Source organism: Candidatus Borkfalkia ceftriaxoniphila (assembly GCF_004134775.1).
GTDB lineage: Bacteria > Bacillota > Clostridia > Christensenellales > Borkfalkiaceae > Borkfalkia > Borkfalkia ceftriaxoniphila.
This window is the reverse complement of the sequence record NZ_SDOZ01000002.1, coordinates 203,066-227,868: the sequence shown is the minus strand read 5'-3', so window position 1 is coordinate 227,868 and position 24,803 is coordinate 203,066. Positions and strand designations below refer to the sequence as shown.

General features: G+C 52.9%; 16 protein-coding genes. 15 read left to right on the top strand and 1 reads right to left on the bottom strand.

The window, feature by feature from the left end:
• Positions 1 to 314: 314 nt before the first annotated feature.
• From ESZ91_RS01190 to ESZ91_RS01160, 7 genes are read left to right on the top strand one after another with little or no spacing between them, the layout of a single operon-like run.
• Positions 315 to 3,659 carry a hypothetical protein gene (locus tag ESZ91_RS01190; protein ID WP_129223294.1) on the top strand — a complete coding sequence of 1,115 codons (3,345 nt, stop codon included), beginning with the start codon at positions 315 to 317 and terminating at the stop codon, positions 3,657 to 3,659.
• Complete coding sequence (locus ESZ91_RS01185) at positions 3,656 to 6,046, top strand: hypothetical protein (protein WP_129223292.1); 2,391 nt, start codon at positions 3,656 to 3,658, stop codon at positions 6,044 to 6,046. The genes ESZ91_RS01190 and ESZ91_RS01185 overlap by 4 nt, the downstream gene beginning before the upstream one ends.
• A gap of 60 nt (positions 6,047 to 6,106) precedes the next feature.
• Positions 6,107 to 7,486, top strand: coding sequence for an ABC transporter substrate-binding protein (locus ESZ91_RS01180; RefSeq protein ID WP_161970993.1), 1,380 nt, complete (start codon positions 6,107 to 6,109; stop codon positions 7,484 to 7,486).
• A gap of 8 nt (positions 7,487 to 7,494) precedes the next feature.
• Positions 7,495 to 8,412 (top strand): carbohydrate ABC transporter permease, encoded by a 918-nt coding sequence (locus ESZ91_RS01175; RefSeq protein WP_129223287.1) that lies wholly within the window; start codon positions 7,495 to 7,497, stop codon positions 8,410 to 8,412.
• 1 nt (position 8,413) lies between these two features.
• A complete protein-coding gene (locus tag ESZ91_RS01170) occupies positions 8,414 to 9,271 on the top strand; it encodes a carbohydrate ABC transporter permease (RefSeq protein WP_129223285.1) in 858 nt (285 codons plus the stop codon).
• 3 nt (positions 9,272 to 9,274) lie between these two features.
• Positions 9,275 to 10,318: a LacI family DNA-binding transcriptional regulator gene (locus ESZ91_RS01165; protein ID WP_129223283.1), complete on the top strand. Its 1,044-nt coding sequence runs from the start codon at positions 9,275 to 9,277 to the stop codon at positions 10,316 to 10,318.
• Between the two features lies 1 nt (position 10,319).
• The gene (locus ESZ91_RS01160) at positions 10,320 to 11,372 is read left to right on the top strand and encodes a uroporphyrinogen decarboxylase family protein (RefSeq protein ID WP_129223281.1); all 1,053 of its coding nucleotides are present in this window, start codon (positions 10,320 to 10,322) and stop codon (positions 11,370 to 11,372) included.
• A gap of 31 nt (positions 11,373 to 11,403) precedes the next feature.
• Here the strand turns inward: ESZ91_RS01160 and ESZ91_RS01155 are convergent, their stop codons facing one another.
• Complete coding sequence (locus tag ESZ91_RS01155; protein WP_129223279.1) at positions 11,404 to 12,174, bottom strand: EFR1 family ferrodoxin; 771 nt, start codon at positions 12,172 to 12,174, stop codon at positions 11,404 to 11,406.
• 178 nt (positions 12,175 to 12,352) lie between these two features.
• On the opposite strand from ESZ91_RS01155, the gene ESZ91_RS01150 reads away from it, so the two are divergent.
• From ESZ91_RS01150 to ESZ91_RS01115, 8 genes are all read left to right on the top strand, one after another.
• Positions 12,353 to 13,381 carry a LacI family DNA-binding transcriptional regulator gene (locus ESZ91_RS01150; protein WP_161970992.1) on the top strand — a complete coding sequence of 343 codons (1,029 nt, stop codon included), beginning with the start codon at positions 12,353 to 12,355 and terminating at the stop codon, positions 13,379 to 13,381.
• A 111-nt stretch (positions 13,382 to 13,492) separates the two neighbouring features.
• Positions 13,493 to 14,872 carry an ABC transporter substrate-binding protein gene (locus ESZ91_RS01145; protein WP_161970991.1) on the top strand — a complete coding sequence of 460 codons (1,380 nt, stop codon included), beginning with the start codon at positions 13,493 to 13,495 and terminating at the stop codon, positions 14,870 to 14,872.
• Between the two features lie 5 nt (positions 14,873 to 14,877).
• Entirely contained in the window at positions 14,878 to 15,804 is a 927-nt protein-coding gene (locus ESZ91_RS01140) for a carbohydrate ABC transporter permease (protein ID WP_129223273.1), read from the top strand.
• 1 nt (position 15,805) lies between these two features.
• Positions 15,806 to 16,690 (top strand): carbohydrate ABC transporter permease, encoded by an 885-nt coding sequence (locus ESZ91_RS01135; protein ID WP_161970990.1) that lies wholly within the window; start codon positions 15,806 to 15,808, stop codon positions 16,688 to 16,690.
• Between the two features lie 13 nt (positions 16,691 to 16,703).
• Positions 16,704 to 18,548 (top strand): hypothetical protein, encoded by a 1,845-nt coding sequence (locus tag ESZ91_RS01130; RefSeq protein ID WP_129223269.1) that lies wholly within the window; start codon positions 16,704 to 16,706, stop codon positions 18,546 to 18,548.
• Positions 18,549 to 18,577: 29 nt separating this feature from the next.
• Complete coding sequence (locus ESZ91_RS01125) at positions 18,578 to 20,581, top strand: hypothetical protein (protein WP_129223267.1); 2,004 nt, start codon at positions 18,578 to 18,580, stop codon at positions 20,579 to 20,581.
• A 16-nt stretch (positions 20,582 to 20,597) separates the two neighbouring features.
• A complete protein-coding gene (locus ESZ91_RS01120) occupies positions 20,598 to 22,670 on the top strand; it encodes a hypothetical protein (protein WP_129223265.1) in 2,073 nt (690 codons plus the stop codon).
• A gap of 59 nt (positions 22,671 to 22,729) precedes the next feature.
• Positions 22,730 to 24,775 (top strand): Ig-like domain-containing protein, encoded by a 2,046-nt coding sequence (locus ESZ91_RS01115; RefSeq protein ID WP_129223263.1) that lies wholly within the window; start codon positions 22,730 to 22,732, stop codon positions 24,773 to 24,775.
• Positions 24,776 to 24,803: the final 28 nt, after the last annotated feature.

The window sequence follows — 24,803 nt, the reverse complement described above, 5'->3', positions numbered from 1 at the left end:
AAAATCGTTTTTTGAAAAATTTTTAAATTCCATCTTGACAATCATTTATTTTGTGATATAATAAAACTATACTTTTACTAATCGGCTGAAAAAGTGCTTTTTACAAGGTCTGCAATGCAAATTGCAGACCTTTTTTCTATGTTGGTAAAAGTATAGTTTTTTAGAACGGACCGCTGAGGTTTTTATTTTTTCAATCGGTTTGCAACTCGTGTTGCAATATTTTTTACTATGAATCACAACACGAGTTGTGAAAAGGTTTCGGTTACAGCGGCGAGGAGCCGTACTGTGATAAAAAAATGAAAAGAGGAGAATGTATGAGAAAACTCAAAGCGTTATTGCTGTGCATTCTTGCCGCCGTTACGGTTGCAAGCACGGTCTGCGCGTTTGCCGCCGAAACAGAACCGGCGCCGCTGCAAGTTGTTTCGGTTTCGCCGATCGTTTACAGCGACAATATGGACGGAACGCCGCAGGGGGAAAGCGGTCACACCGCCGAGATCGGCATACGTTTCAACCGATCGCTGGGCGATAAAATGTATAATTACGTGAACGCGCGCTTGAAAGCGCTGGGCGCGGGCTTTTTAACTCCCGTCGGCGCCGCCTCCGTAGAGGAGACGGCGGAGTTACAGGATAAACTCGGGGATTTCGTCAACGATTATATCAAGTTGAACGGAAAGACGCTCCGCAATGCGTTCGCGGAGATGTCCGCGACGGTCACGGACCTTCCCGAACCTTATTTTGCTGTACATATGGACGAAGATCGTCAGGGCATCCGCTTGTATTTAGACAACCGCATCGCTTATAACGCGGACTATCTGAAACAGACGATCGTGACCGAGGCGGGCAGCGCGACCGTGCGGACTGCCGCAGACGGCAACGTGCTCACCGTGCGCGCGGGTTTTCGGAGCGGATACACAAACGCCGCGGTGACGAAGGACGTATCCTTTGCCTATGACGCCGAAGTGAAAGAATGGAAGAGCGTCGCCACGCCCGTATATGCTACGGTAGACAATCAGCATGCGGTCAACGGATTGAAAAGTTTGCTTGCCGTGGATTTCGACACGGAACTTACCACGCAGACGGGGCTGAACCACGATCTGCCTTTCCTCAACCAATTCATTTTCATAGACGGTTTGCCGATGAACGAGTACGGCGCGGCTAAAGGAACGGATATCCGCGTCAATCAGATCGCGCCGCACAGTTTCAATCTCTGGCAGTTCGATGCGGGTACGCCGAACGCAAAAGATTTTCCCGCGGGTACGCGCATTCTCTTTAGAAAAGGCTTGCAATTCGTCGGTGAAGACGGCGTAAATCCCGTTCCCGATCTGACGCTCGCGGAAAATACTATGTTCGTTTTAGGCGACGTCTGGTCGCAGGAGATCGTCGCGGACGGGCTGTCCGTCGTCGGGTTCGGGGCGCTGACCGAAGAGGAAAAAGCTTTTTCGTTCGAGATAAATTTTTCCGCCGATATCACCGATAGTAAAATAAACGTCGCGGAAGATCTCGGTTGGGTAAAAGAGGGCGTTAAGATCAATTCCAAAACCATCGCCGAATGGAATGCAGAGCAAAAACTCGTCACGATCGTTGCGGAAAAGAGCGCGCTGTATATTACGGCGGACCGCTCCGTGTGGTCTTTGGACAATGCCGACTTCGTCGAGGTGTGCGACGCCTTTGTATCGGGGGTGGGGATCGAGATCGTGAGCGGCTATTCCAAATTTTATAATCAGACGATCGGCGAATGGCTGGACGAGGCGGTGACAGCCGAACTGAACGGGGAGACCGTCAAAATAGAAACGATCAGCGCTTTTACCGTGCAGTCGGGCAACCCGTGCTTTACGGTCACGTTCGACAAGCCGATCTCCTATAAATATCTGCCGCATTATAACGGCGATATTTCCTGGCATCAGGCGGGCGGAACTGCGGCTTTGGGCGTAAACGATCTGGATATTCTGAAAATGAAGGTACAGCCCGCGCACGAGGGGCTTTTGAAAGGCGTTTCCATCAACGGAAAGACGATCGAACAGATCATGGCGGGCGCTTCCGAAGGCCAAGATCGGAACGTAGTCGTCATGGTGCACTATAACCAGGACCTGACCTCTATGATGTTTTCCTGGCAGGCGGCGTACAGTGATCAGGTCATCGATTACACGCAGGACGTCGTTCTGACCATTGACAGAAGTATTTTCGTCACGCCCAACGGCGGCAGGCTTGCCGAGGACGTGAAACTGACCTATAAAAACGAATTTACGGGCTGGTATGCGGACGGTGAAATTCCCGAATGGAAAAATACCCGCGTGGAAAAACTGGATTATCTCCTCTATATGGAAAACGTCGACAGTTACGCCATTCAGGTGCATTTCAAAGCGCCCGCGTCCAATACGGAAATGCAGAACGTGCAGGATATGGACTTTATCCGCAACGGGTTCAAACTGAACGGATTCACGATAGGGGAGATCATGGCGGGTGCCAAGGACGCGGACGGCAACGCGGTCGCAGATCCCGTCACCGCGCATTTACTGCCCCCGACGGGCGTGCCCGGCACGGGCAAGATCGTCGTCCATTTCTTTATCAGCGCGAAGATAACCGAGGCGACGGGCGGCATCAAGGACAAGGGCAACACCTTGGAGATCGTCGGAGGCACTAAACTTCCGAGCGTGACGAAAGTCAGCCGCGATTATAAATTTGTATATGAGAACGGCGGCTGGGCGGAAGAGGTGGACACGAGCGGCATCGAATGGGAAGAACTTCATCTTGTGAGCGTTTCCAAGCCTGTTCTGTCCTCCGACGAAAACGTCATGTTCACGCTCGCATTCGATAAAAATATCACGTACAAGGAACTGTTGCACATCAACGGGGACGTGAGTTGGCTGCTTGCCGTGAGCGAGCAGGATTCTGCGCCCTTCCGCTATACCGCGGAAGAGTTGAACGTGCTGAGCGCCTACGGTATTCTTTCCTCGCTCAAAGAAAAGATACTTTTCAACGGGCAGTCGATTGCCGAACTGATGGAAAAGGAGCAAAACGCCGCATACCGACCCGTCACCGTGATGGTGCACGTCGGGCAGAGCGGCGAAATGAACACCATTAATATCGCGTTTGCGGGCAAATCGTTTGACGCAGAAGGGAACTCGGTGGACGGTGCGAACAAAATCGGCGACTTGAACGCGGAATTTACCTTTACCGTCAAAGCGGGATTCCGCACGACGTTGCTCGGCGAAGTCGCAAAGGACGAAACGTTCCGCTACAATCCTGCCGCGGGCGTCTTTGTCAAAGAGGCGGAAGACGGCGCGTTGAGCGGCGACACGACGATCAACGGCGTGTACTACAACGGGTATAAGATCGAAAAGAACGGTACGCTCGTTTTAAAAGACACGGAAAAACTCGACGCGAAACTCTTTACCGTTCTGCTCGGCGATCCCACGTCTGTGTTCGAAGTCGTGGGCGGGGATGCGCTGAAAGAGGGCGACAACGCCGTCGTCATCCGCGTGACTTCCACGGACGGCACCGTCGGGGAATTCGCCTTTACCGTAACGGTGCAGGCGGCGGAAAAAGGCTCGTGCGGTTCGACGCTGGGCGGCGCAAGTCTTATCGGGGCGTGCGCGCTGCTGATCGCGGCCTCGCTGCTCTTGCGAAAAAAACAAAGAAAGGGAGGAATGGTGAAATGAAACGGATCACAGCGGCGCTTCTGGGCGCGGTCATGTGCCTCGCCGTCTTCGGCGGGTGTGCGGCAAAGACCGAAGAATACGCCTATCAAAAGCAATCGGATACCATGCTGCGCTTTTCCAGCAGCGACGAATCGCTCGACGATTTTCTCAACGACTATCTGCACCGCCACCTGCGTTACGACGAGTATCGCATCGGCGATCTCTCGCTCGGCTCTTCGGTCATGTTCAATAAAGAGTGGGAGGCGATGAGCCTGTTCTTCTTCGATTCGACTTCCGCGGCCGTGCCAGACGACCGCGTGGCGATGATGGAAAATTTCCTGTACAATATCCCCGTGGATAAATTCGGCTACACTTGGCAGGCATTCGACAATTTACAGCCGTCTACGGGAGAGCCGACGACTTATTTCGGGCAGGGCTGGCCTTTCCCCGATTACACGCAGAGCAAGGGCGGCTCCAACGGCTGGGAATTCAACGGCTCTACCTCGCAGGGCTGGACGGCGGAAACCGACGGCAGGGAAACTGCCGACATTTCCGTGGCGGGCGGGCTTTTGACCGCGCAGGCGGAGGATACGCGTACGCTCGCATTCGTATCCCCGCAGGACAATATTTCCTCCTTCCACGCGCCTTTCTTAGAGGTGGATATCAGGCTTCTGGACGTGGACGCGTTCGGCAAGGATTCGCACATCGACGGGATCAACGTTTACTGGAAGACCGATCCCGACGACGAATGGTCTGCGGATAAAATGGTCGCGAAAGATTTTGCCACGCTGCCCGTAAACATATCCAGTTCCTTTTCCCAGCAGTTGTATTTCCCCATGTGGCTGCATCCCGAATGGGGCACGGATAAAAATATCCGCCAGTTGAAAATAGAACTGGTGGCGAAAGACGGCGAAACGTTCACGGGCCCGCAGAGCGTCAATTTCGTGCGCTGCAATTACGATACCCGACACAGCAATAACTCAACGCTCCTGTTAGACGCGGGCAAACTGCATTACGAATACACGGGCGACGAAAAAGTGCTTGCCGACAATCTCAACCGCTATCGCAGTACGACGCAGTTTTTGATCACACATCTGGGCGGCGCGTCGGGACTCATCGATCAGTCGTATTTCCGCGGGCACGAGGGCTCGCCGCAGGGCGTTGGAACGAGCATCGGCAACGGCTACTGGGATATTCTTTCAACGCCTAAGATCTCGTTTTACAGCAACGTCTATTTTTATAAGGCGATCCGCGCGATGGCGTATCTGGAAAAAGCCGCGGAAGATTTGCAACTTGAAATTGCAAAACCCACCGTTGTGAACGCGGACGGCTCGGGCACCGTCGCCTATGAGCAGACTTCCGAAAGCCTCAGCGCTCTTTTGAAAAAGATCAAGGAAAAACTGTGCGAGAGCGTGGATTTCGGTGCCAAAACGGGATTTTACGATGAAGAAAAAGGGCGTTTTATCGAGGGCTTCAACGCCGACGGCGATGCGGTGGATTACGGCTTTATCATGTTCAATCTCGAAGCGGTGGCGGAAGGCATCGCAACGCCCGAACAGGCGGAGCAGGTCATGAGTTGGGTCAACGGCGACAGGATCGTGCAAGCGGATATCCAAAAGAACGAACAGGATTATGCCGCGGGCAAAAAGGGTACGGCGGTCAACGAGGACGGCAGCCTTTCCATCGACGGGACGCTCGGCATTTACGACTTTGAATTCGCGCCCCGTTCCACGACGGTCAAAAACTACAATCAGTACGTCTGGGCGTGGGGCGGTACCAACGAGTTCGGCGGGCAGGTGCAGGACGGCGGCGCGATCATGTACGTTTCCTATTACGATATCATGAGCCGCATCAAGACGCGCGGCGCGGACGATGGATTCGCGCGGCTGAAAGAGATCCAGAAGTGGTATGAAAAAGTACAGGCGTGCGCAAAGCGCTACGGCGTGGGCACCGACCTTCCCAACGATCAGTTTTACCGCGTCTATTACGGCGAGTTGGACATTGCCATGCAGGGCGGCGGGCCCGCGGGCGGCATCGGGCTGGATACCGAGTTTTTAGAGGCGGCGCTGCTGTACGCGACCGTGCCTTACGGCTTTTTCGGTTTGCAGAGCGCCGAACGCGATACGTTGGAAATATCTCCCGAACTTCCTTCTTCTCTCTCCTATTGGAAGATGGAAAATCTCGCTTTTCACCAGGTGGTTTACGATCTCACCATCGGGAAAGATTTCGCGCAGATCGACTATGTGCGCGGCGCGACGGACGGTCTATCCGTCAACGTGAATCTGCAAAAGCCCGATAAAAAATTCAAAGTTCTCGTCGACGGGAAAACGACCGATTGTTATACGGTCAGCGGCAACGTCGTGAAGGTCAACGTTCCTTTCCGCGCGTGCAAAATTCAAATCGTATAGAGGATAAATATGAAAAAATTATTTTCGGTTTTGTTATTATGTGTTATAATAGTGATGGGTATGTTCGGATTTGCCGGCTGCGGCGACCCGTTCAACGATGACGAACTCGGGCGCGACGAGGTGGAAAACAAAGTGACCATCCGTTTCGGCTATCTTGCGGAGGAAAAAGACCTCGCCGTCGTCATTAAAAGGGAGTTCGAAAAACAGAACGATACCATCAATCTGAAAATGGAGCCTATTTCGGGCGACTGGAAATCCGCCATGAACCAGTACGTGGCGAAACCTTCGAATTTTCCCGATATCGTATGGGTGCCAAGCGACCAGCATTCCTCGTATTCCAAGGGCGGAGCGTTCGTCGATCTGAGGCCTTTGATGGAAGCGGACGAAGCGACCGCGCCTTCGCTGTATTACGATTCGATGATCGAAACCACGCACTATTCCGCAACGGACGAGGGAATCTGGTACGCGCCGCGCGATTACAACAAGCCTGTCACCTATATCAATAAAAAAATGTTTGCGGCGGCGGGCGTGGAGATACCTGCGCAAAAAGACTGGAACTACGAAAAGTTTTTGGAAGTGTGCGCAAAACTCAGAAAAGCAATGGATGAAAACGGGCGAGGGTCCGAAAATTTCGACGCGGAAAAGTTCGCCGTGGGCATCGAGCCAAACTCCTTCCCCGTGGAAAGCGAAATGTGGTGGAATCCCGTCTATCACAGCGCGATCGAAAGTTTCGGCGGTTCGCTGATCGATACGGATTTGTCGGGGCGCGACGCGATCACGGTGGACAGCGACAAGACTGTCGCCGCCTACCGCAAGATTTACAGCGAAATGTTCGTCAACGATTACAGTTTCGGCCCGCAGGACGGAACGGCGAGTACGGCGTTTCTGTCGAGCAAAGCCGCCATGTGGTTCAGCGTGCGTCCAAAACTCCCCACTATTTTAAAGAGGGATATCGACGTGGATTTTCTCCCGCTTCCCTTTGATAAGATCGGGGCGGGCAACAGCGGTTACGCCATTACTTACGTCGCCAAAGACCGCCTTTCCGACAAGGGCGGAAATACCAAAAACAACGAACAACTCGCATGGGAAGTCATCAAATGGCTGATCACCGAACCCGGACAGCAGGTGTTGGGGCGTTCGGGCGCGGGCATTCCTGTCCTGAAATCCATGAAAGACAGCGGCGATTGGATCACGGAAAACGATCCGACCCTCAATCATCAGGCGTTTACCGCGTACGAGGAGCGGGATATCGGGCTGAACGTGTTCAATATCTACGATCCCGATAATCACAAAGTCATGTTCGACACCATGACGCTCGTCATGACCAAAGCCATTTCCGACAACAGTTGGGAAAAGAAGGGCGATACTTATGAAATGAGTGCGGGCTTCGTCAACGATCTGAAAGCATATAAAGAGGCCATGCTGGCCAAAGCGGAGTAGAAGCCGCTATGTCCAAGGTCAGAACTTTCCGTAAAGGCAAGGCGCTGGATATATTTACTTCGTATCTCTTCGTCTTGCCCGTAATACTCGGAATCCTGTTGTTTACGCTCGTTCCGATGATGACGTCGCTCTATTACAGTTTTACCGATTACAACCCGACGCTCGTGAACGCAAAGCCCGCGTTCGTCGGCATTCAGAACTTTGCCGACGCGTTCGGCAAAAACTGGAAAGCGGTCGGCAACAGCCTTTTCGTCACCATATCCTACACGATCATCACTGTGCCGCTCAATCTGGTGCTTTCCTTTGCGATCGCCATGCTGCTCAATCAGAAGTTGAAGGGCATGCGCGTCTTTCGCACGATCTACTATATTCCCGTCATCATTCCCGCAGTCGCGTCGGGACTGTTGTGGAACGATATCACAAAGGTGAACGGGGGCATGTTCAACGTCATTCTCACGGAGTTTTTGAAACTTCCCCCGTATCAGTTCTATAACTCGGCGGAAACCGTCCTGCCGTCGCTCATTTTTATGAGTTTATTCGGCATGGGCGGGGGCATGGTCTTGTGGATCGCGCAATTGAAAGGCATTCCCGAAAGTCTATACGAAGCCGCAAGTTTAGACGGCGCGAATTTCTTTGTCCGCACCTTCCGCATCACTTTGCCCATGTGCACGCCCATGATCTTTTACAATCTCATTATGGGCATTATCGGCGGTCTGCAGATCTTCACGCAGGTATTACTGCTTCGAAATCCCAATAATTCCGAGGCGCTCAACTTTTTCGTGCTGCATATTTACGACAACGCGATGGGCAATAATATGATGGGGTACGCCTCCGCGCTCTCCTGGATCCTGTTCGTCATCATCGCGGCGATCACGGCGGTGACTTTCAAAACCTCCAAATGGGTCTATTACGGGGAGGTCGCATAATATGGTAACGCATGCACATTCTCCCGCCGCGCGGTTCTTTACTTCGTTTGCAAAATACGCGTTTCTGATCGTGTTGGGGCTGTTCTTCCTGTTTCCGCTCTTCGCTATGCTCTCGCGCAGCCTCATGACCGACCAGGAGATCATCCGTATGTCCCTGCTTTGGTCGAAATCTCCTTCTTTTGATGCGTACGGAAGGGTATTCAACCTCAAATCCGTCTATTGGATCTTCAATACCGTACTCATCGCCGTCGTCAACATCGTCGGCATCACGCTCTCCTCGTCGCTCTGCGCCTACGGTTTTTCCAAATTGAAATTTCCCGGGAGGGAAGTCGTTTTCTCCGTCACGCTCGCGACGATGATGCTTCCCTCGATCACCATGCAGATCCCGCTGTATATCATTTTTTCCGATTTCGGCTGGATCGGCACGTGGTATCCGATGATGCTGCCCGGGTTTTTCGGCGGCGGCGCGGTGAATATCTTTCTCATGCGTCAGTTCATGCGCGGCATTCCCGACCAACTCGGCGAGGCTGCGAAGATCGACGGCGCGAATAAATTCCGTATCTATTGGCAGATCGTCATGCCGCTGTGCCTGCCCATTATCGCTTTTACGATGGTGAATACCTTTCTGGGCACGTGGAACGACTTCATGAATCCGCTGTTATACCTGGGCAGCCGCGAAAGGCTCTATACCATTTCGCTCGGTCTGTACATGGATTTTATGATGAGCGGTGCGAATAATCCGCTCGCGAACGTGCAGATGGCAGGCGGTATCATCATGCTGATCCCCTGCGCCGTACTGTTCTTCTGTTTCCAGAAATTATTGATAGAAGGCGTCACGCTGAGCGGCATCAAAGGATAAAAAATGGAAAAAACGATTGATAAATCCAACAAACCCAACCGAGCATTGGTCGCGGAGCGCGCGGGAGTCAGCATTGCCACCGTTTCCTGCGTGCTCAACAACACGCGCACGTTCAGCCCCGAAACGAGGGAAAAAGTGCTCGCCGCCGTCAAAGAGTTGAAATACGTTCCCGATATGGCGGCGCGCAGCATGAAGACGAATCAGTCGTACCAATTCGCCGTAATTATCAACGATATATCCAATCCCATGTTTCTGCAACTCGTCAGCGAACTGGAAAAGCAAGGCATCAAGCACAATTATTTTCTCAACATCTGCGGCGGCTATGCCGATTTCGAAGTGTACGTCAACCAACTCATCGCGCGTCGCATCGACGGCGTGTTTCTCGCGGTGAAACTCAATAAACTGGATTCGAAACTTCTGGATAAACTTGTAGACAACGGCGTGCGCATCGTGTCGGGCGGCGGAAAGGATTACAATAATTATCGGACGGACGTCACCTACGTCAACATCGATATGAAAGGGGGACTCGACAGCCATTTTCGCCTGCTCAAATCGCTCGGACATAAAAAGGCGGCATACCTCTCCGCCTTTCCCGCTGACGATATGGACGACGGCCGCGTGCGCCTGTTTTGCGAATTGTCCGAAAAGTATTTCGGGGAAAAGAAGCCGTTTGTTTTCAGCAAAGATACATTTATCGATACGAATATCGAAAACGGTTACCGCATGGGGCAGGAAATGCTGCAACGGCTGGACGGCTACACCGCGGTGATCGCCACCAACGATCTGATGGCGATGGGGTTTATCAAGGCTATGCGCGACAACGGGCTGCATTGCCCCGAAGATATTTCTGTTTTGGGCATCGATAACAACGCGCTCTCCGCGGTGTTCGAGCCTTCGATCACGACCTTCGGCCCCGATTATACCGAATACGCCAAGGCAATTTTCGATCTGCTTTTCGAAAAGAACGCGGACAGCGGGGAGCATACCGTCGGCATCAAACATTATGTGCGCGAAAGCACGGGCGTAGCGCGTCAAAGGAGCAAATAGAATGGGTTTCCGTAAAGATTTTCTCGATTGCCTTTCGGGCTTGACGCCTGAAAAGCCGCCTCTGACCGAATATATGATGTTCTGGCCCGAATGCGACGCGCTCTATCTGCCGCACATGAACGGGAAATCTTACGCGGAATATTTCGGCCTGGGCAGTTTTTTGTCGGTGCCGTGTGATTTCAACCCGTATCCGCTCTATGAAGAGGAGATACTCTCGCAAAACGGGCGGTTCGTTACCAAGCGCGACGCGCTGGGGATCACCTGCACTCTCGAAAAAGATTCCAGCGCGATGCCGCACTATATCGAATTTCCGATCAAAGACAGGAACAGTTTTCTGCGTTATGCCGAGCGCCTGGATGCGAATGACGCCGCGCGGTTTGCGCATCTTCCGGGATTCTGGCGGCGCGCGGGAACGTACGACTGCCCGACACAGATGATTTCCCGCGGCATTTTCGCCTTCCTGCGCGACTTTATCAAGTTCGAAGACCTCATGATTTTGTTCTGCGACGAACCCGACCTGATTGCGGAAATGACCGCTTTTCACGGGGATTTTCTCATTGCTCTGTGGGGAAAAGCGCTCTCGTTCGGCGTGCCCGATCTCGTCTATTTCGGTGAAGATATGGCGTATAAAAACGGGCCGATGGTCAGCCCCGCAATGGTCAGGGAGTTTATTTTTCCGCAATGGAAACGCGTCATCGATATGTTGAAGCGCCGCGGCGTACGGCATATCGTTTTCGACAGCGACGGCAACGTTATGCCCGTACTCGATATGGTAGCGGAAGCGGGTTTTACCTGTATTCTGCCTTTGGAGCGGGCGGCGGGAATGGACGGAGAGACCGTGCGCGAACGCTATCCCACGCTGGGTATGATCGGCGGCGTCGATAAACTGAATCTTGCAAAGGGCGGCGACGCGCTGCGAAAGGAAGCGCAGAAAGCCGCGCGGCTGTATCGGGCGGGACGCTATATCCCGTCCTGCGACCACAGCGTTCCGCCCATCGTATCCTTTGAAAATTATTGTAAATATCTGGAATATCTGAAAGAAGAATTGAAATGAAAACGGGCGCCTCCCGACGAGGCGCCCGTTTTCATTTCGAAGGACCTTTGTATTGCGGTTGAGAAAACTCTTTTCCGAATAAGCGGATTGCTTGTTTCGGACAGAGGTTCACGCAGCGGTAACAGAGTGCGCAATCCGATTGGGGTACGGCTTTTCCGTTTTCGATGCGGATATTATGAATGGGACAGCGGTCCGCGCATAACCCGCAGCCGACGCATTTCTGCGCGTCGATTTGCAGGCTGCTCTTTTTTTCGTTTTCGCCTTTCCGCCACCATTTCCGCTGGCATACATAGCCTACGGAATGGGAGAGGGGATTGAACCCGCGCCGAAATTTTTTGCCCTTTAAAATACGGCCGGCGAAACATTGCGCCTTTTTTTCCGCTCTTTCGAGGGTATCTTTGAGTTCGGCGCCGTTGCGGATCTTAAACATCGCGCAATCGGAAAGATTGTTCGGCATATTGAAATGCTCCGCAAAAGATACTTTTGCGCCTGTTTTTTCGAGGAGTCGCCCTAAACTCGCCGCACCGTCGCCCGAAAACTTATATTGCGTTGCAATGACGATACATTCCTGTCCGCGTATCTTTTGCGCGTTGTTCAAAACGAATCGGACCATCGGTTTGGGCGGGGAAGAACCGTAAACGGGAAAGGCGAATAATAAGAGATCGGCAGAAGAGACGCTTACCGTTTTCGTAACGTCGAACGTTTCGGTATCATATCTGTCTTGTAAATACCCGCAAAGTTTTTCGGTCACGTATCGTGTGTTTCCGGTACCCGTGAAATAATAGGCTTTCAGTTTCTCCATCCGTATCCTCCGTTTCTATACTCTTTATTATATGCGCCCTTTCGCAAAATTTCTAAACCTACGTATCGCAATTAAAAATTTTTCGAAAATTTTTAAAAGACCTATTGACAAACGGAAAATGTTACAGTATAATGAAACTGTAATTTGACGCGCGTCAAAAATGTATAGAGGGATGAATATGGACTTGAAATCGGAAAAAAACGTGACCAGATCGGACATCGCGAGGGCTGCGGGCGTTTCCGTTGGTACGGTTTCGAACGTGCTCAACAACACGGCTGTCGTAAAGGAAGATCTCAGGCAAAAAGTTTTAAAGACCGTAAAAGAACTCCATTACGTGCAGAATTATACGGCAAAGAGTCTCGCGTCAAAAAACAATCATCATATCGGCGTGGCTGTCTATGAAATGTCCAATCCTTATCACGTGGAAGTCGTGCGGGGGATCGAAGAATACGCAACGCAGAACGGCTATATCGTTTCCATATTTATGCTGGACAATAATATGGATAAAAAACTCGACGCGGTCTGTCAGAGGAAGTTGAGCGGTCTGGTCAATTTTATGACCAACGAATATCCCGCCACGTTTTTGGACATTCTGAGAAAGCAGGGAACTTTGCTGGTAAATTTCGGAACGGAACAGGGCATACGCGCCTATGTGGACTATGCCGACGCCATCAAGGAATACTGCCGCACGCTGTATACATTGGGACATCGCGACATCGGATATTTGTATTACGGCGACCGTCCCCGTTTTCTTGCGGATAACCGCGGCCGTGCTTTTTACGAGGCGCGAAAGGAATTGGGGCTGACGGAAAACGACGATTATATTTTATTCGGCAATAATTCGTCGGAAAATTCCGAAGTGCTCGGTTACGAGAGCGTCAAACGGCTGATGCGCGCGCATCCCGAGGTCACCGCCCTGTTTTGCACGAACGACATGGCAGCGGTGGGGGCGATGCGAGGATTGCGGGAAATGGGGCTGCGCGTTCCCGAGGACGTTTCCGTCATCGGCTGCGACGATATCTGGCTTGCGGAATTTTTCTCGCCGTCTTTGAGCAGCATTTCGCACGACAAGCGGGAAATGGGAAGAAGGATCGCCAAAGCCATTATCGACAGTATCCGCGAAAAGACGATTTCGGAAGACGTCATTTGGTTTCAGGCAAAGGCCGTCATGCGCGATTCTTTGGGAAAAGCGAGAAATTTAAAATAAAAAAATATTTTCTATATAAAAAAGGGTACCCTTTTTTACGTTTTACCTAGGTAAAACGTAATCCAAATTACAAGATATGCGCATATGCGCAAAAAAATAACGGAGGACATTATGAAGTCGAAATTTACAGGATTGATTCTTGCGGTCGTATTGCTGTTCGGCTCGGTCGGATTGGTCGGTTGCCGTCCCGGCGGCTCAAGCACCGTCGATGAGTACACGCCGAATCTGGACGTGGATTACGAGATCACCGAAACTCTGAAAGTCGGTATTACGGCCGACGCGCGCGAAAAGGAACTCATCGAAGGGCTGATCGAAGGGTTCAACGAAATTTTTCCGAATGTCACCATTCAGCCTGAGGTCATTCAGGGGACCAACTACACGTCCGCGCTTTCCAGTTATTATCAGGCGGATCTGAAAAATCCCGGAACGATGCCCGATATTTTATGGATGAGTTCGGCGGAAAGTTTTCCTCTGATCGAAGAAAAACTGTTTCTGAATCTCGATCCCTACATAAACGCGGAACTCGAGCGGGACAGTGAATTTTTAGATGCTTTTTATCCCGAAATGTGGAAACTCGGCCAGCAGAATTTCGACGGAGCGCAGTATCTGATTCCGAGAAGCGCCGACCGCGTCGTAACGCATATCAATAAGGGCATTTTCAAGGCTGCGAACGTCGATATGTCCAAGGTCAAAAACGGCTGGACCTGGCAGGATTTTCTCGATACGTGCGAGACGATCCGCAAATATTTCGACGAGAACGGAATGACGGGTCAATACGTCATCGACGCGTATATCAACTGGGAAGCGGTCATGTATCCCATTTTCCTCTCCAACGGATGCAGCGTGTTCGACGAGAACAACCAACTCGTCGTGAACAGCGAAGAGGGGCGCGCCGCTCTCAACATGATGAACGAACTGGTCGAAAAGAGATACGTCGCGCCGCTCAATTCTTCGGCGCAGGCGAACTACGAGGGCGGACAGGGCGCCATGATGTTCCATTCCGCGCCCGCCTCTAAATTTTATAATCTTTTGGGGGAAGATTACGATCTCGTGACTTTCCCGCTCATCGGAGATCAGCCCAAGATCGGCACGGGCGTGCCCGGCTACTGCATCTATAACAAGACGCAGAAACGCGACCTTGCCTGGCAGTTTTTGAAATACATGGTGTCCGAGGACGGACAGAACGCTTTCGCCAAGGCGGGCGCGACCAATCCGCCCATCCGCAAGGATATGGCGGATCCCAAGACCAATCTTTGGGGACAGGGCGTCAACGGGGAATATAAAGACCTCAATATGGAGGCGTACACCTACAAGGTGGAATACAATCAGCCGACGGATTTCTTTTTGGGCTTTGCGCCGAAAAAGCAGACCGAACTGATCGGCAATCTTTCGGATCTCGTCACGAACTATCTTGCAAGGCCCGGCATGGGGCTGGAAGCGGCGCTCGCGCGGTTCGACGAGGAGATCAAAGCGACCATCAATAAGAGATAGCATACATGAAAGAAAAAAACAGCGCTGCCGTGAAATTAGGCAAGCAAGTCAAACAGGTGCTGCGCACCAATTATTCGGGATGGTTATTCACGTTGCCGCTGACGATCGGCATTCTTGTCTTTACCATCTATCCGATGATACAATCGCTCTATTACAGTTTTTTCGATTTTTCGGGGTTCAACACCTTCGAATTCGCGGGCTGGGGCAACTATGAACAGATCTTTAAGATCGATACCGAATTTTACAAAGTTCTGTCCAACACCGTGCTGTACGCGGTCATCAGCGTGCCGCTCATGCTGGTGCTTTCTTACTTCGTCGCGCTTCTGGTCAATATGCAGGTGAAGGGCGTCACCGTATTCCGCGTGTTTTACTATCTTCCCTGCATGATCCCCGGCGTCGTGTCGAGCGTCATCTGGAAAGACATCATGTCCGATACGGGCGCGCTCAATACCATTTTAAGCCTTTTCAACATTCCGCCCAATCCCTTTTTCTCGGCGGCGAGCACATCCATGTTCGCTGTCATCGTCATGGGGCTTTGGGGCGTAGGCGGGGGCATGGTCCTGTGGATCGCCGCGTTTAAAAATATTCCGACCGCGCTGTACGAGGCTGCGAAGATCGACGGCGCGGGCGCGATGCGCAGGCTCGTTTCCATCACCATACCCATGAGCACTTCCATGATCTTCTACAATCTCGTGACGGGCATCATCGGCAGTCTGCAGATCAATTCCACGATGATCTTCGCGCCGCAGGGCGGCAAGGGTATGGAAGGTTCCATCTATTTTTATGCCGTTAAAATTTACAAAGAAGCGTTCGAATATTATTCGCTGGGGTATGCCTGCGCGCTCGCATGGGTACTGTTTATCATCATCGCGGCGCTGACCGCCGTCGTGTTCAAGACGAGCAAGTGGGTGTATTACGGGGAGGATGCCTGACATGGAACATACGAAGAACTCTCCGAATCTTACGAATTTCCGCAACACGCGCGCGGCGCGGGGCTTGACGCGCACGCTGCAATATGCCGTTCTGATCATTTTGGCGATCGTATTGGTGTTTCCCTATTTCTATATGTTTATCAGAAGTTTCATGACGTCCGATCAGGTAAAACTGTATCCCGTGGAATTCTGGCCCGCGCCTTTTTCGGTGCAGGGGTGGAGCATGTTCTTCGAAGGCGATTACATCAAGGCGTTTCTGCGCACCGTGCTCATCGTCGGGATCAACGTGATCGTCGTGCCGTGTTCGGCGTCGTTGGTGGCGTACGGATTCGCAAAGATCAAATTTCTCGGCAGCGGGCTCTTGTTCGCGGTCATGCTTGCGACCATGATGATCCCCGGCGTGGTCACGCAGATCCCGCTCTACGTCATGTACACCAATCTCGGCTGGACGAACACCATACTTCCCTTCGTGATCCCGAACTTTTTCGGCGGCGGCGCGATCTACATTTTTCTGATACGCCAGTTCATGAAGGGCATTCCCAACGAAATGGACAACGCGGCGCGGCTGGACGGCGCGAATCTCTTTCAAAGATATCTCCTGATCACCGTGCCGCTGTGTATTCCCGTGCTCATCTTCGTCATGGTCAGCGTATTCAACGCCTACTGGGGCGATTTCTACGGCCCGCTCCTGTACATGAATCAGGAGGGCAAGGAAACGCTCGCCTTTAAGATCTACCAGGACGTGACAGTGCAGAACGTGACCAAGGACAAGGAAAATCTCAGAATGGCTTCGGGCGTGTTTATGTCCATATTGCCGATGATCTTCTTTATTCTCTTCCAGAAACAGCTCATCGAAGGCGTCGCCGTAGACGGGCTGAAAGGCTGAAAAGGTGCAATTTATGAAAAAGATCGCATTCATCTGTTTATCTTTCCTGCTCACCGCGGCGTTCGCCCTTTCGGCGGCGGGCTGCGGCAAAGAAAACTCGATCGATACGCTGGGCGATATTTCCGATCAGCAGTTCACTCTTCTCAATACCGTCGCGACCGACGCGCTCGGCAGAAAGACCGAACGCTCTTCGGGTCAAAAGACCGATAAAGACCGCTACGTCGGCATGTTCTATTTCAACTGGATGGGCGCGCATCACAGGGGCGTGTACGACGTGACCAAACTGTTGGAGGAAAATCCCGACGCGCTCTGGGATCCGTACAATACGACGGACAGTCCCGTAAACGCCTATCACGTGTGGGGGGAGCCGCTGTTCGGCTACTATAATTCGAGCGACCCGTGGGTCGTCGACCGCCACGTGGAAATGCTGACCATGCTCGGCGTGGATTTCCTCGTATTCGACGCGACCAACGCCGTTTTGTATCACTCTTCCTATCAACAAGTCTTAAAAACGCTCGATAAATATCAGAAACAGGGGTGGGACGTTCCCAAAGTGGTTTGGTTCACCAACAGTTCGAGCAAGCAGACCGCATGGCAGATCTACGATACGTACTATACCGAGCCCGCCGCGGGCGAGGAAAACGATTCCTACTACCCCGATCTGTGGTTCAGCCCTGAAGGAAAGCCAATGATCATCGGCGATAAATGGAATTTTTCCTTCGAGGGCGAGGACGCGGAACGCGACCAATGGCTCATCAACGAATATTTCGATTTCCGTCAGGCGCAGTGGCCCGACAAAAATCCGCAGGAAAATTCTTTCCCCTGGATCGAGTTCGAGTATCCGCAATACGATCACAACGGCATCGTTTCCGTTTCCGTCGCACAGCACACTTCTTCCAAAATGAGCAACGAAGATTTCGGAAACCGCGGCAGAGGATTCGACATGGATACCATGAAAAACGATTCTTCGCGCATGCGGGAAGGGCTCAATTATCAGTCGCAGTGGCAGACGGTATTCGATATGGAAAGCGCGGGCAAAGACGTAGACATCGCGTTTGTGACGGGCTGGAACGAATGGACGATGATCAAATTTGCGGAAAAGGTTTCCGCGACCGAACAGAAAGTGTATTTCGTGGACGCGTTCAACGAGGAATATTCCCGCGACATCGAGCCCATGAAAGGCGGCTACGGCGATAATTTCTATTTGCAGACGCTTAAGAATATACGCGCCTACAAGTACGAAGAAGATAAAAATTACCGCCAGAAATTCGCGGCGAAATCGCTCGATTCGTTCGGCGAATGGGAAGGGCTGTACACGTATAAGGATTTCGCGGGGGACGCCATGGTGCGCGACTACCGCGGCATCGTCGATACGCCCGAATACCACTATACGGATACGAGCGCCCGCAACGACATTACGGATATTCAGATCGCCAACGATTCGGAATATCTGTATCTGAAAATTTCGACGCTCGCGCCCGTCACTTCTTACGAGCAGGGCGACGAAAGTTGGATGAATATCCTGCTCGGCACGGGAAACGAAAAGAACAAGACCTTTGAAGGATACGATTTCGTCGTCAACCGTCATCCCTCGTCGGACGGCACGACTTCGGTGGAAAAGAGCACGGGCGGCTATGCGTTTTCCGAGGCGGGAAAAGCGGAATACCGCGTTTCGGGCAACCAGATCATCGTCAAAGTGCCTCTGAAAGCGCTGGGGCTGAAAGATTCCAAGTCCCTTTCTCTCAAAGTAAAGGTGACCGACCATATCTCGAATCCGCAGGATATCATGGATTACTATGTTTCGGGCGACAGCGCGCCCATCGGCAGGCTCAGTTACGATTACGCTTCGAAAAAGTGAGAGTCATTCTATAAGGAAAGGAGGTTCAGATGAGAAAATTCATAAAGATCATCAGTCTGCTGCTGTGCTTTTGCATGGTTTCGGCTTTCGGGTTCGGATGCAGTCCCAAAGGCAGCGGCGGCACAAAGGAGGAAACGTTGGACGATAACAAGTTTGATACGGACGGGGAGTTGCAGGCCTCCGTCCTCTCCCCGCAGGATACCGTCAATCTTGTCTGCTCGACGGACGATTACGGCCGCACGGTCGATCTGATCGACGGCATGAAAGAGGATAAGGACAGGTATGTGGGAATGTGGTACGTGCTCTGGTTCGGGCAGCACGGCGGCCAGCAGGGCGGGACCTACGACATTACCAAACTTTTGAACGACGATCCCGATTCCCTCTGGAATACGGCGTACAACGAAGTCAGCCCTCCCGGTCAGTACCACTATTGGGGCGAGCCTTATTACGGCTACTACAATTCGCGCGACCCCTGGGTCATCCGCCGTCACATGGAGTTGTTCTGCTATGCGGGCATCGATTTCCTCGTGTTCGACGCGACCAACGGTTTCGATTATCTCGACGTGGTCGCGGATATCCTTCCCATAATGGAGGATATGCGCACGCAGGGCTGGCCCGTACCGAAATTTATGTTTTACTGCAACAGCCAGTCCAAGGACGTCATCAAAATTTTATACGAGGGCTACGGCGACAAGGCGCCCGACAACGCGAGCGAACTGAAAAAGAACGGCATTTACAAGGACGAAAAGTACAAGGAATTGTGGTTCTGTCCCAACGGGAAACCGCTCATCGCCGCGGTGACGGATCCGACAAACCCTTCGGCGGGCATGGTGAACGGCACGAACGATCTCCACCGCGTCACCGATCCCGATATGCTCGAATTCTTCGAATTCAAGGAATCGCAGTGGCCGACCAGCCAAAATTACGAGAACGGCTGGCCCTGGATCGACTGGACGCGCCCCCAGCACGTGTACGGCGCAGGCGAAGAAACGGTGATGAACGTATCCACGGGACAGCACAACCGCCTTCCCTTCTCCGACGCGGTCCTCGCAGACAAGACGTATAAGGGCGAGGAACTGATGGATACCATGTGGGGCAGGGGCTATACGACCGAGGACGGACCCGACCACAGCGACGAGGCTGTCCGCAGCGGCAAAAATTTCGAAGAGCAGTGGCAGAATGCGATCAACGCAGACCCCAAATATACGTTCGTGACGGGCTGGAACGAATGGTGCGCCCTCAAATCCATCGGGCAGCCCGGCAACGGGGAGTATTTCACGGCGGGCAACTACAACCGTCCCTATTTCGTGGATACTTTCAACGAAGAGTTTTCCCGCGATGTGGAAATGGTGAAGAACGGCTACGGCGACAACGCCTTTTTGCAGTTGATGCGCAACGTGCGCAATTATAAGGGCAACAAGGTAACGGAACTTCCTTACGGATCGGTCAAGAGCATCGATATCGAAAAGGGGCTTACCCAGTGGAACGCGGTTTCCAGCGTGTATTTCGACCTTACGGGCGAGACCAACCGCAATTTCATCAACATATCGGGCACGGAAACGTACGTGGATAATTCGCTCATCAACGACATTTCCCAGGTGCGCGTTTCGTCCGATGCGAATTACGTGTATTTCCTCGTCGAAACGACGGAGGACATGAAGATCGATTTAACCAAGAAAAATTCCATGACACTGCTCATCGACGTGGAGGGCGTAAACGAAAACTCTTTCAAAGGATTCGATTATATCGTCGGCCGCACGAAAAACGAAAAGGGCGTCGCTTCGGTGGAAAAGTACAATTGTTCGCCCGACGGCAAAGTGGAATATCAAGCGGAAAAATCGGGCTTATATACGTATAACGGCAAATATATGCAATTTCGCATTCCCCGCGCGGCGCTGGGGATCCAAGGAGAATTCCGCATCAACTTCAAAGTCGCGGATAACGTCACCCAACCGGAAAATATCGAAAGTTATTATACGAGCGGCGACGTCGCGCCCGTCGGCAGGCTGAAATACGCCTATCGCGGCAAATAACAGTTCGGAGGAATCTATGAAAAGAAAATTGTTACTGACGATTTTATCCGTCGTCCTTCTCGTATCCTGCCTGACGGGGCTCGCCCTGTCGGCGTACGCCGCAGAGCCCGATTGGAGCGGCGACGGCGTGACTGTCGCTGCGGGCGAACTGGGCGGCACGCTCGTCACCAACGCGACGGGCGAAGAACACGGCGTCACGTACGCGCAGGAGGTGGATTTCGTCAAAGGCGCGAAAGTATCCGTCGCCTTTATGGACGAATCGTATTTCCCTCTGCACGTGGAAAACAACGAACCGACGGCGTTTTTAAACGACACCGATTATCTGAAGTTCACCGCTTTGCAGAACGGCAAGGGCGTGGAAGTCAAGGTGTACGCCATGTACGCGAACAACGACGGGCGCGCGATCGCCAAGGCGAAAATGCTCGTTGAAGTGACCTATCTCGACGGCGAAAAGCGCGACTATGCGGAATCGTTCGAAACCTACGTCAACGTACATTCGCAGATCCATTCCATGCAGATCCGCAAGGAAGGAGACTTTTTATACGTATCGTTCGACGATCTGACGGCTGTGCCCGTGGCTAAGTACGCGTCGCTGGATCTTTCCGCCGCAACGCTGACCGTTTCTTCCAAAAACGCCGCGTCGTCGCACAAATACGAGATCATCGGCGTGTCCGACAAAGATCTGACTTCCTTTATCTACCATGACGAATGGGGCACGCTGGGCGCAACGAAAGTGACGGAAAATGCGGACGGCACGACCGTCTACGACATCAAGGACGGCAGAATGGGGCAGTATAACGGCTCCGAGGCGCGCGTGCGCGAAAATCTCGTCAACGTGAAGGGATTCGACGTGACCAAACCCATCGTGATCGAAGCGCAGTACGAGATCGTCAACACCATGGCGGTCTGGTGGGCGATCGCTCTCGGCGAGACGCCCTACGGCAATCTCGACAGAATGGTGTATTATCTGGAACAGGACGGGGAGCACGCGCGCGGCGATCTGAAAAAATCGTACGGCTCGAACAATATGAACTCGGATTACGGCGTCATGTTCCAGACGGTTTCGGGCATGGCGCAGCCGCAGATCGAACAGAACACCGTCGCTTACGTCACGAGAGCGGGCGCGGGCGGCTATAAGGACAGGAGCAACCTCGATACCATCGTCATCGAGATCGGGGAAGAGGGCACGAAATGGACGTATAACAATACCGTTCTTTTCGAGAGTATCCAGCCCAAGCGCTCGGATTTCAAGAGCGGCAAGGTATATCCGTATTTCCACTTTATCGGTACGCCCGCCAATCCCAATAAGGAAAACAAGGTCGTCGTCAAGGGCGTCAACGCGCCTAAGATCACCGATGCGGAAAACAGTTATTCCTATCTCGTCGGCAGCAGCGATCCTGTCGTCGTCGGACTGGAAAATTACGAAAATGCGAACGGCGCGCTCGCGCTCTATTACGACGGCGCGTGCACGCAGGCGGTCGACGCCTCGCAGTACGAATATGACGCTGCGGAGAAAAAACTGACGGTGAAATCGGGCGCGTTCGCCTCTTTCTCTGCGGGTCAGAACACGTTGTTCGCCAAAAACGACGGAGGGAGCGAGCAGATTAATATACTCGTCCGCGACGCGGGCGAGGCGACCGTACCTCCCGAAGTGGAAAAAGAAACCTATTATTACAAGAAAGGCGATACCGCCGATCTGGAGATCAAAGTGGATATCCACAACGGAACGTTCCAGAAAGTGAACGGCGGCGGGCTCTCTTCCTCGCGCTACACCTTCGTTGCGCCCGAAGGGGATTCGACGGTCGGCACGATCGTGATTTCAGGCGAAAAGTTTTTGAGCGGTAAAGATTACGGCGAACTGAAATTCACCGTCTATACCGTCGATATTTACGGGGAAACGTACACCGACGTGTTTTACGTCAATATCGTGGATAAACTTCCCGACGAGGGCGGCAAACCCGACGACGGGGACGGCGATCAAGGGAACGGCGGCGGAAAGGGCTGCGGCGGCGTAGCCGCAGCGATCTCGCTCCCCGCGGCGGCGCTCGCGATTGCAGGCGCGGCGTTCGCACTGCGTCGCAAAAAATAACTGTGTAAAATGCGCCCGTTTCCGGACGGGCGCAAAATAAATAATCATCAGGAGGAAATATGAAAGGATTCAAAAAAGTTCTGCTTGCCGCGCTTGCGGTCATGCTCGTTCTGTCGATGAGTTTTGCAGCCGTCTTTGCCGCGGAAAGCGAACAAAAGACGTTCGTTGCAACGGCAAACGGTAAAGAAGGCGGCTCCCAGTTATCCGTGACCTTTTCCATCGAAGGGTTATCGGCAAACTGCCAGCGCGCGGATAAGGTGACGGGGATCGGCGATCATATCAAAGTCAACGGTGTATTGGTCAGCGAGGCCGAGGAAAGCGATCCCGCGTCGCAGGTACAGATCCATCAGCGCTCCAATATGTTCTGGATCTATACTTCGGGTTATCAATTCAAGAAAGGAGATACGGTGGAATTCCTCGCCGGCATGGGATTTGTAAAGGCGGGCGAGGGCGACGCTGTGTGCGTGGCGGATTCTCCCAAGATCGACGCTACCCTCGCGGAAGATTACAAGGTCATCATGGCTCTTGACGGCAACTGGGCGGTCCTGCCTGCCGACGGCGCGATCAAGATCAGCGGTCTGGAACCGCTCGTCGCGATCGAGGAAAACCTCAAAGATTATGCTTCCAAACAACTCACTTTAAAGTTTGAAAGTTTGTTCTCGGGCGACGTTCTGAACGATCTGCAAAAGGATGCGGACGTTGCGGGCAAAATCAAATTCGGCGGCAAGACGGTCACGGAGATCAACGCCGCGAATACGCTGGAAAATAAACTTTCTCAGCCCGTCGACGCGATCCGCATCGATTCTACGGGCAGCGCGCTCGTCTTTACCATCGACGACCGTGCCGAAGTGAACGGCGAAGAAGTGCTTGCGGATCTTACGACTTTCTCCGCCGACGTGATGACGACGCCCTCGGGTCTGGAACTCAAAGAGGCGTATACCCGCACCTACTATGCGACGTACGATTACTGGGTCACGACCGTCAGCCCCGTCATTCCCGCAGAGGGCGATAAGGTCTTGCATTTCAAGACGCTCGGCAACGACTGGAGCATCGGCGGCGACGCGACGAACAAGAGCATCACGTTTGAATTTTATGAAGATATCTGCGACGAGACCAACGCGGGCGCGGGCAACGCGAATTTCTACGCCAGCCTGCCCAGATGGATTTTGAGCAATGCGACGGGCAGAACGGTGGAGAGCGTGGATAAAGCGGTGTCCTCGGGCGCGTATGAGGCGGCTCTCACCAAAATTTTGGTAGACGGACAGGATATCCGCACCATTCAGGCGGGCATCGAGGGCGACGCGGCAAAATCGACCGCCGTCATGCTGCACTACAACAAAAACAAAGCGCAAATCTATATTCCCGCAGGGCTGATCGCGCTCGATGAGGATCACGTCATCACCATCAAGGCGGGCATGGTATTCCCCACGGGCTATTACGTGGAACAGGATATGGTGTTCACTTACAGCGCGGCGACGCAGAAACTGTCCACGACGTCTGTGACGGATATTACGTTGAACAAGACCGAAGGCACGCTCGCCGTCGGGGATACGGAAACGCTGGTCGCGACGATCGCGCCCGCAGGCGCGACCAATAGAATGGTCGAATGGTCTTCCTCCGACGAAAGCGTCGCCACCGTAGACGAAAACGGGAAAGTGACCGCTCTCAAAGCGGGCACGGCGACCATCACCGCGAAGGCGCTCGACGGCGACAAGACTGCGACGTTTACGTTGACCGTCAAAGAGGCCGCGACGTCCGTCACGCTCAATAAGACGGCGATTGAACTTTCCGTCGGCGCGAGCGAAACGCTGACCGCCACGATCGCGCCGTCGGGCGCGGATGACGCGGTCGAATGGACGACTTCCGACGAAAGCGTCGCTACCGTAGATGAAAACGGAAAAGTGACCGCCGTGAAAGCGGGCACCGCTACGATCACGGTCACGACCAAAAACGGAAAGACCGCAACGTGCACGGTCACCGTCAAGGCGGAGGAAAAGGAAGAACCTGCGTCGGGCGGATGCGGTTCCGCCGTCGCCGCGACGGCGTCCGCATTGGGCGCGCTCCTCGTGGCGGGAGCAATCGTCGTTCTCTTCCGCAAAAAATAATTGATTTTTTGATCCCCGCGCGAATCGT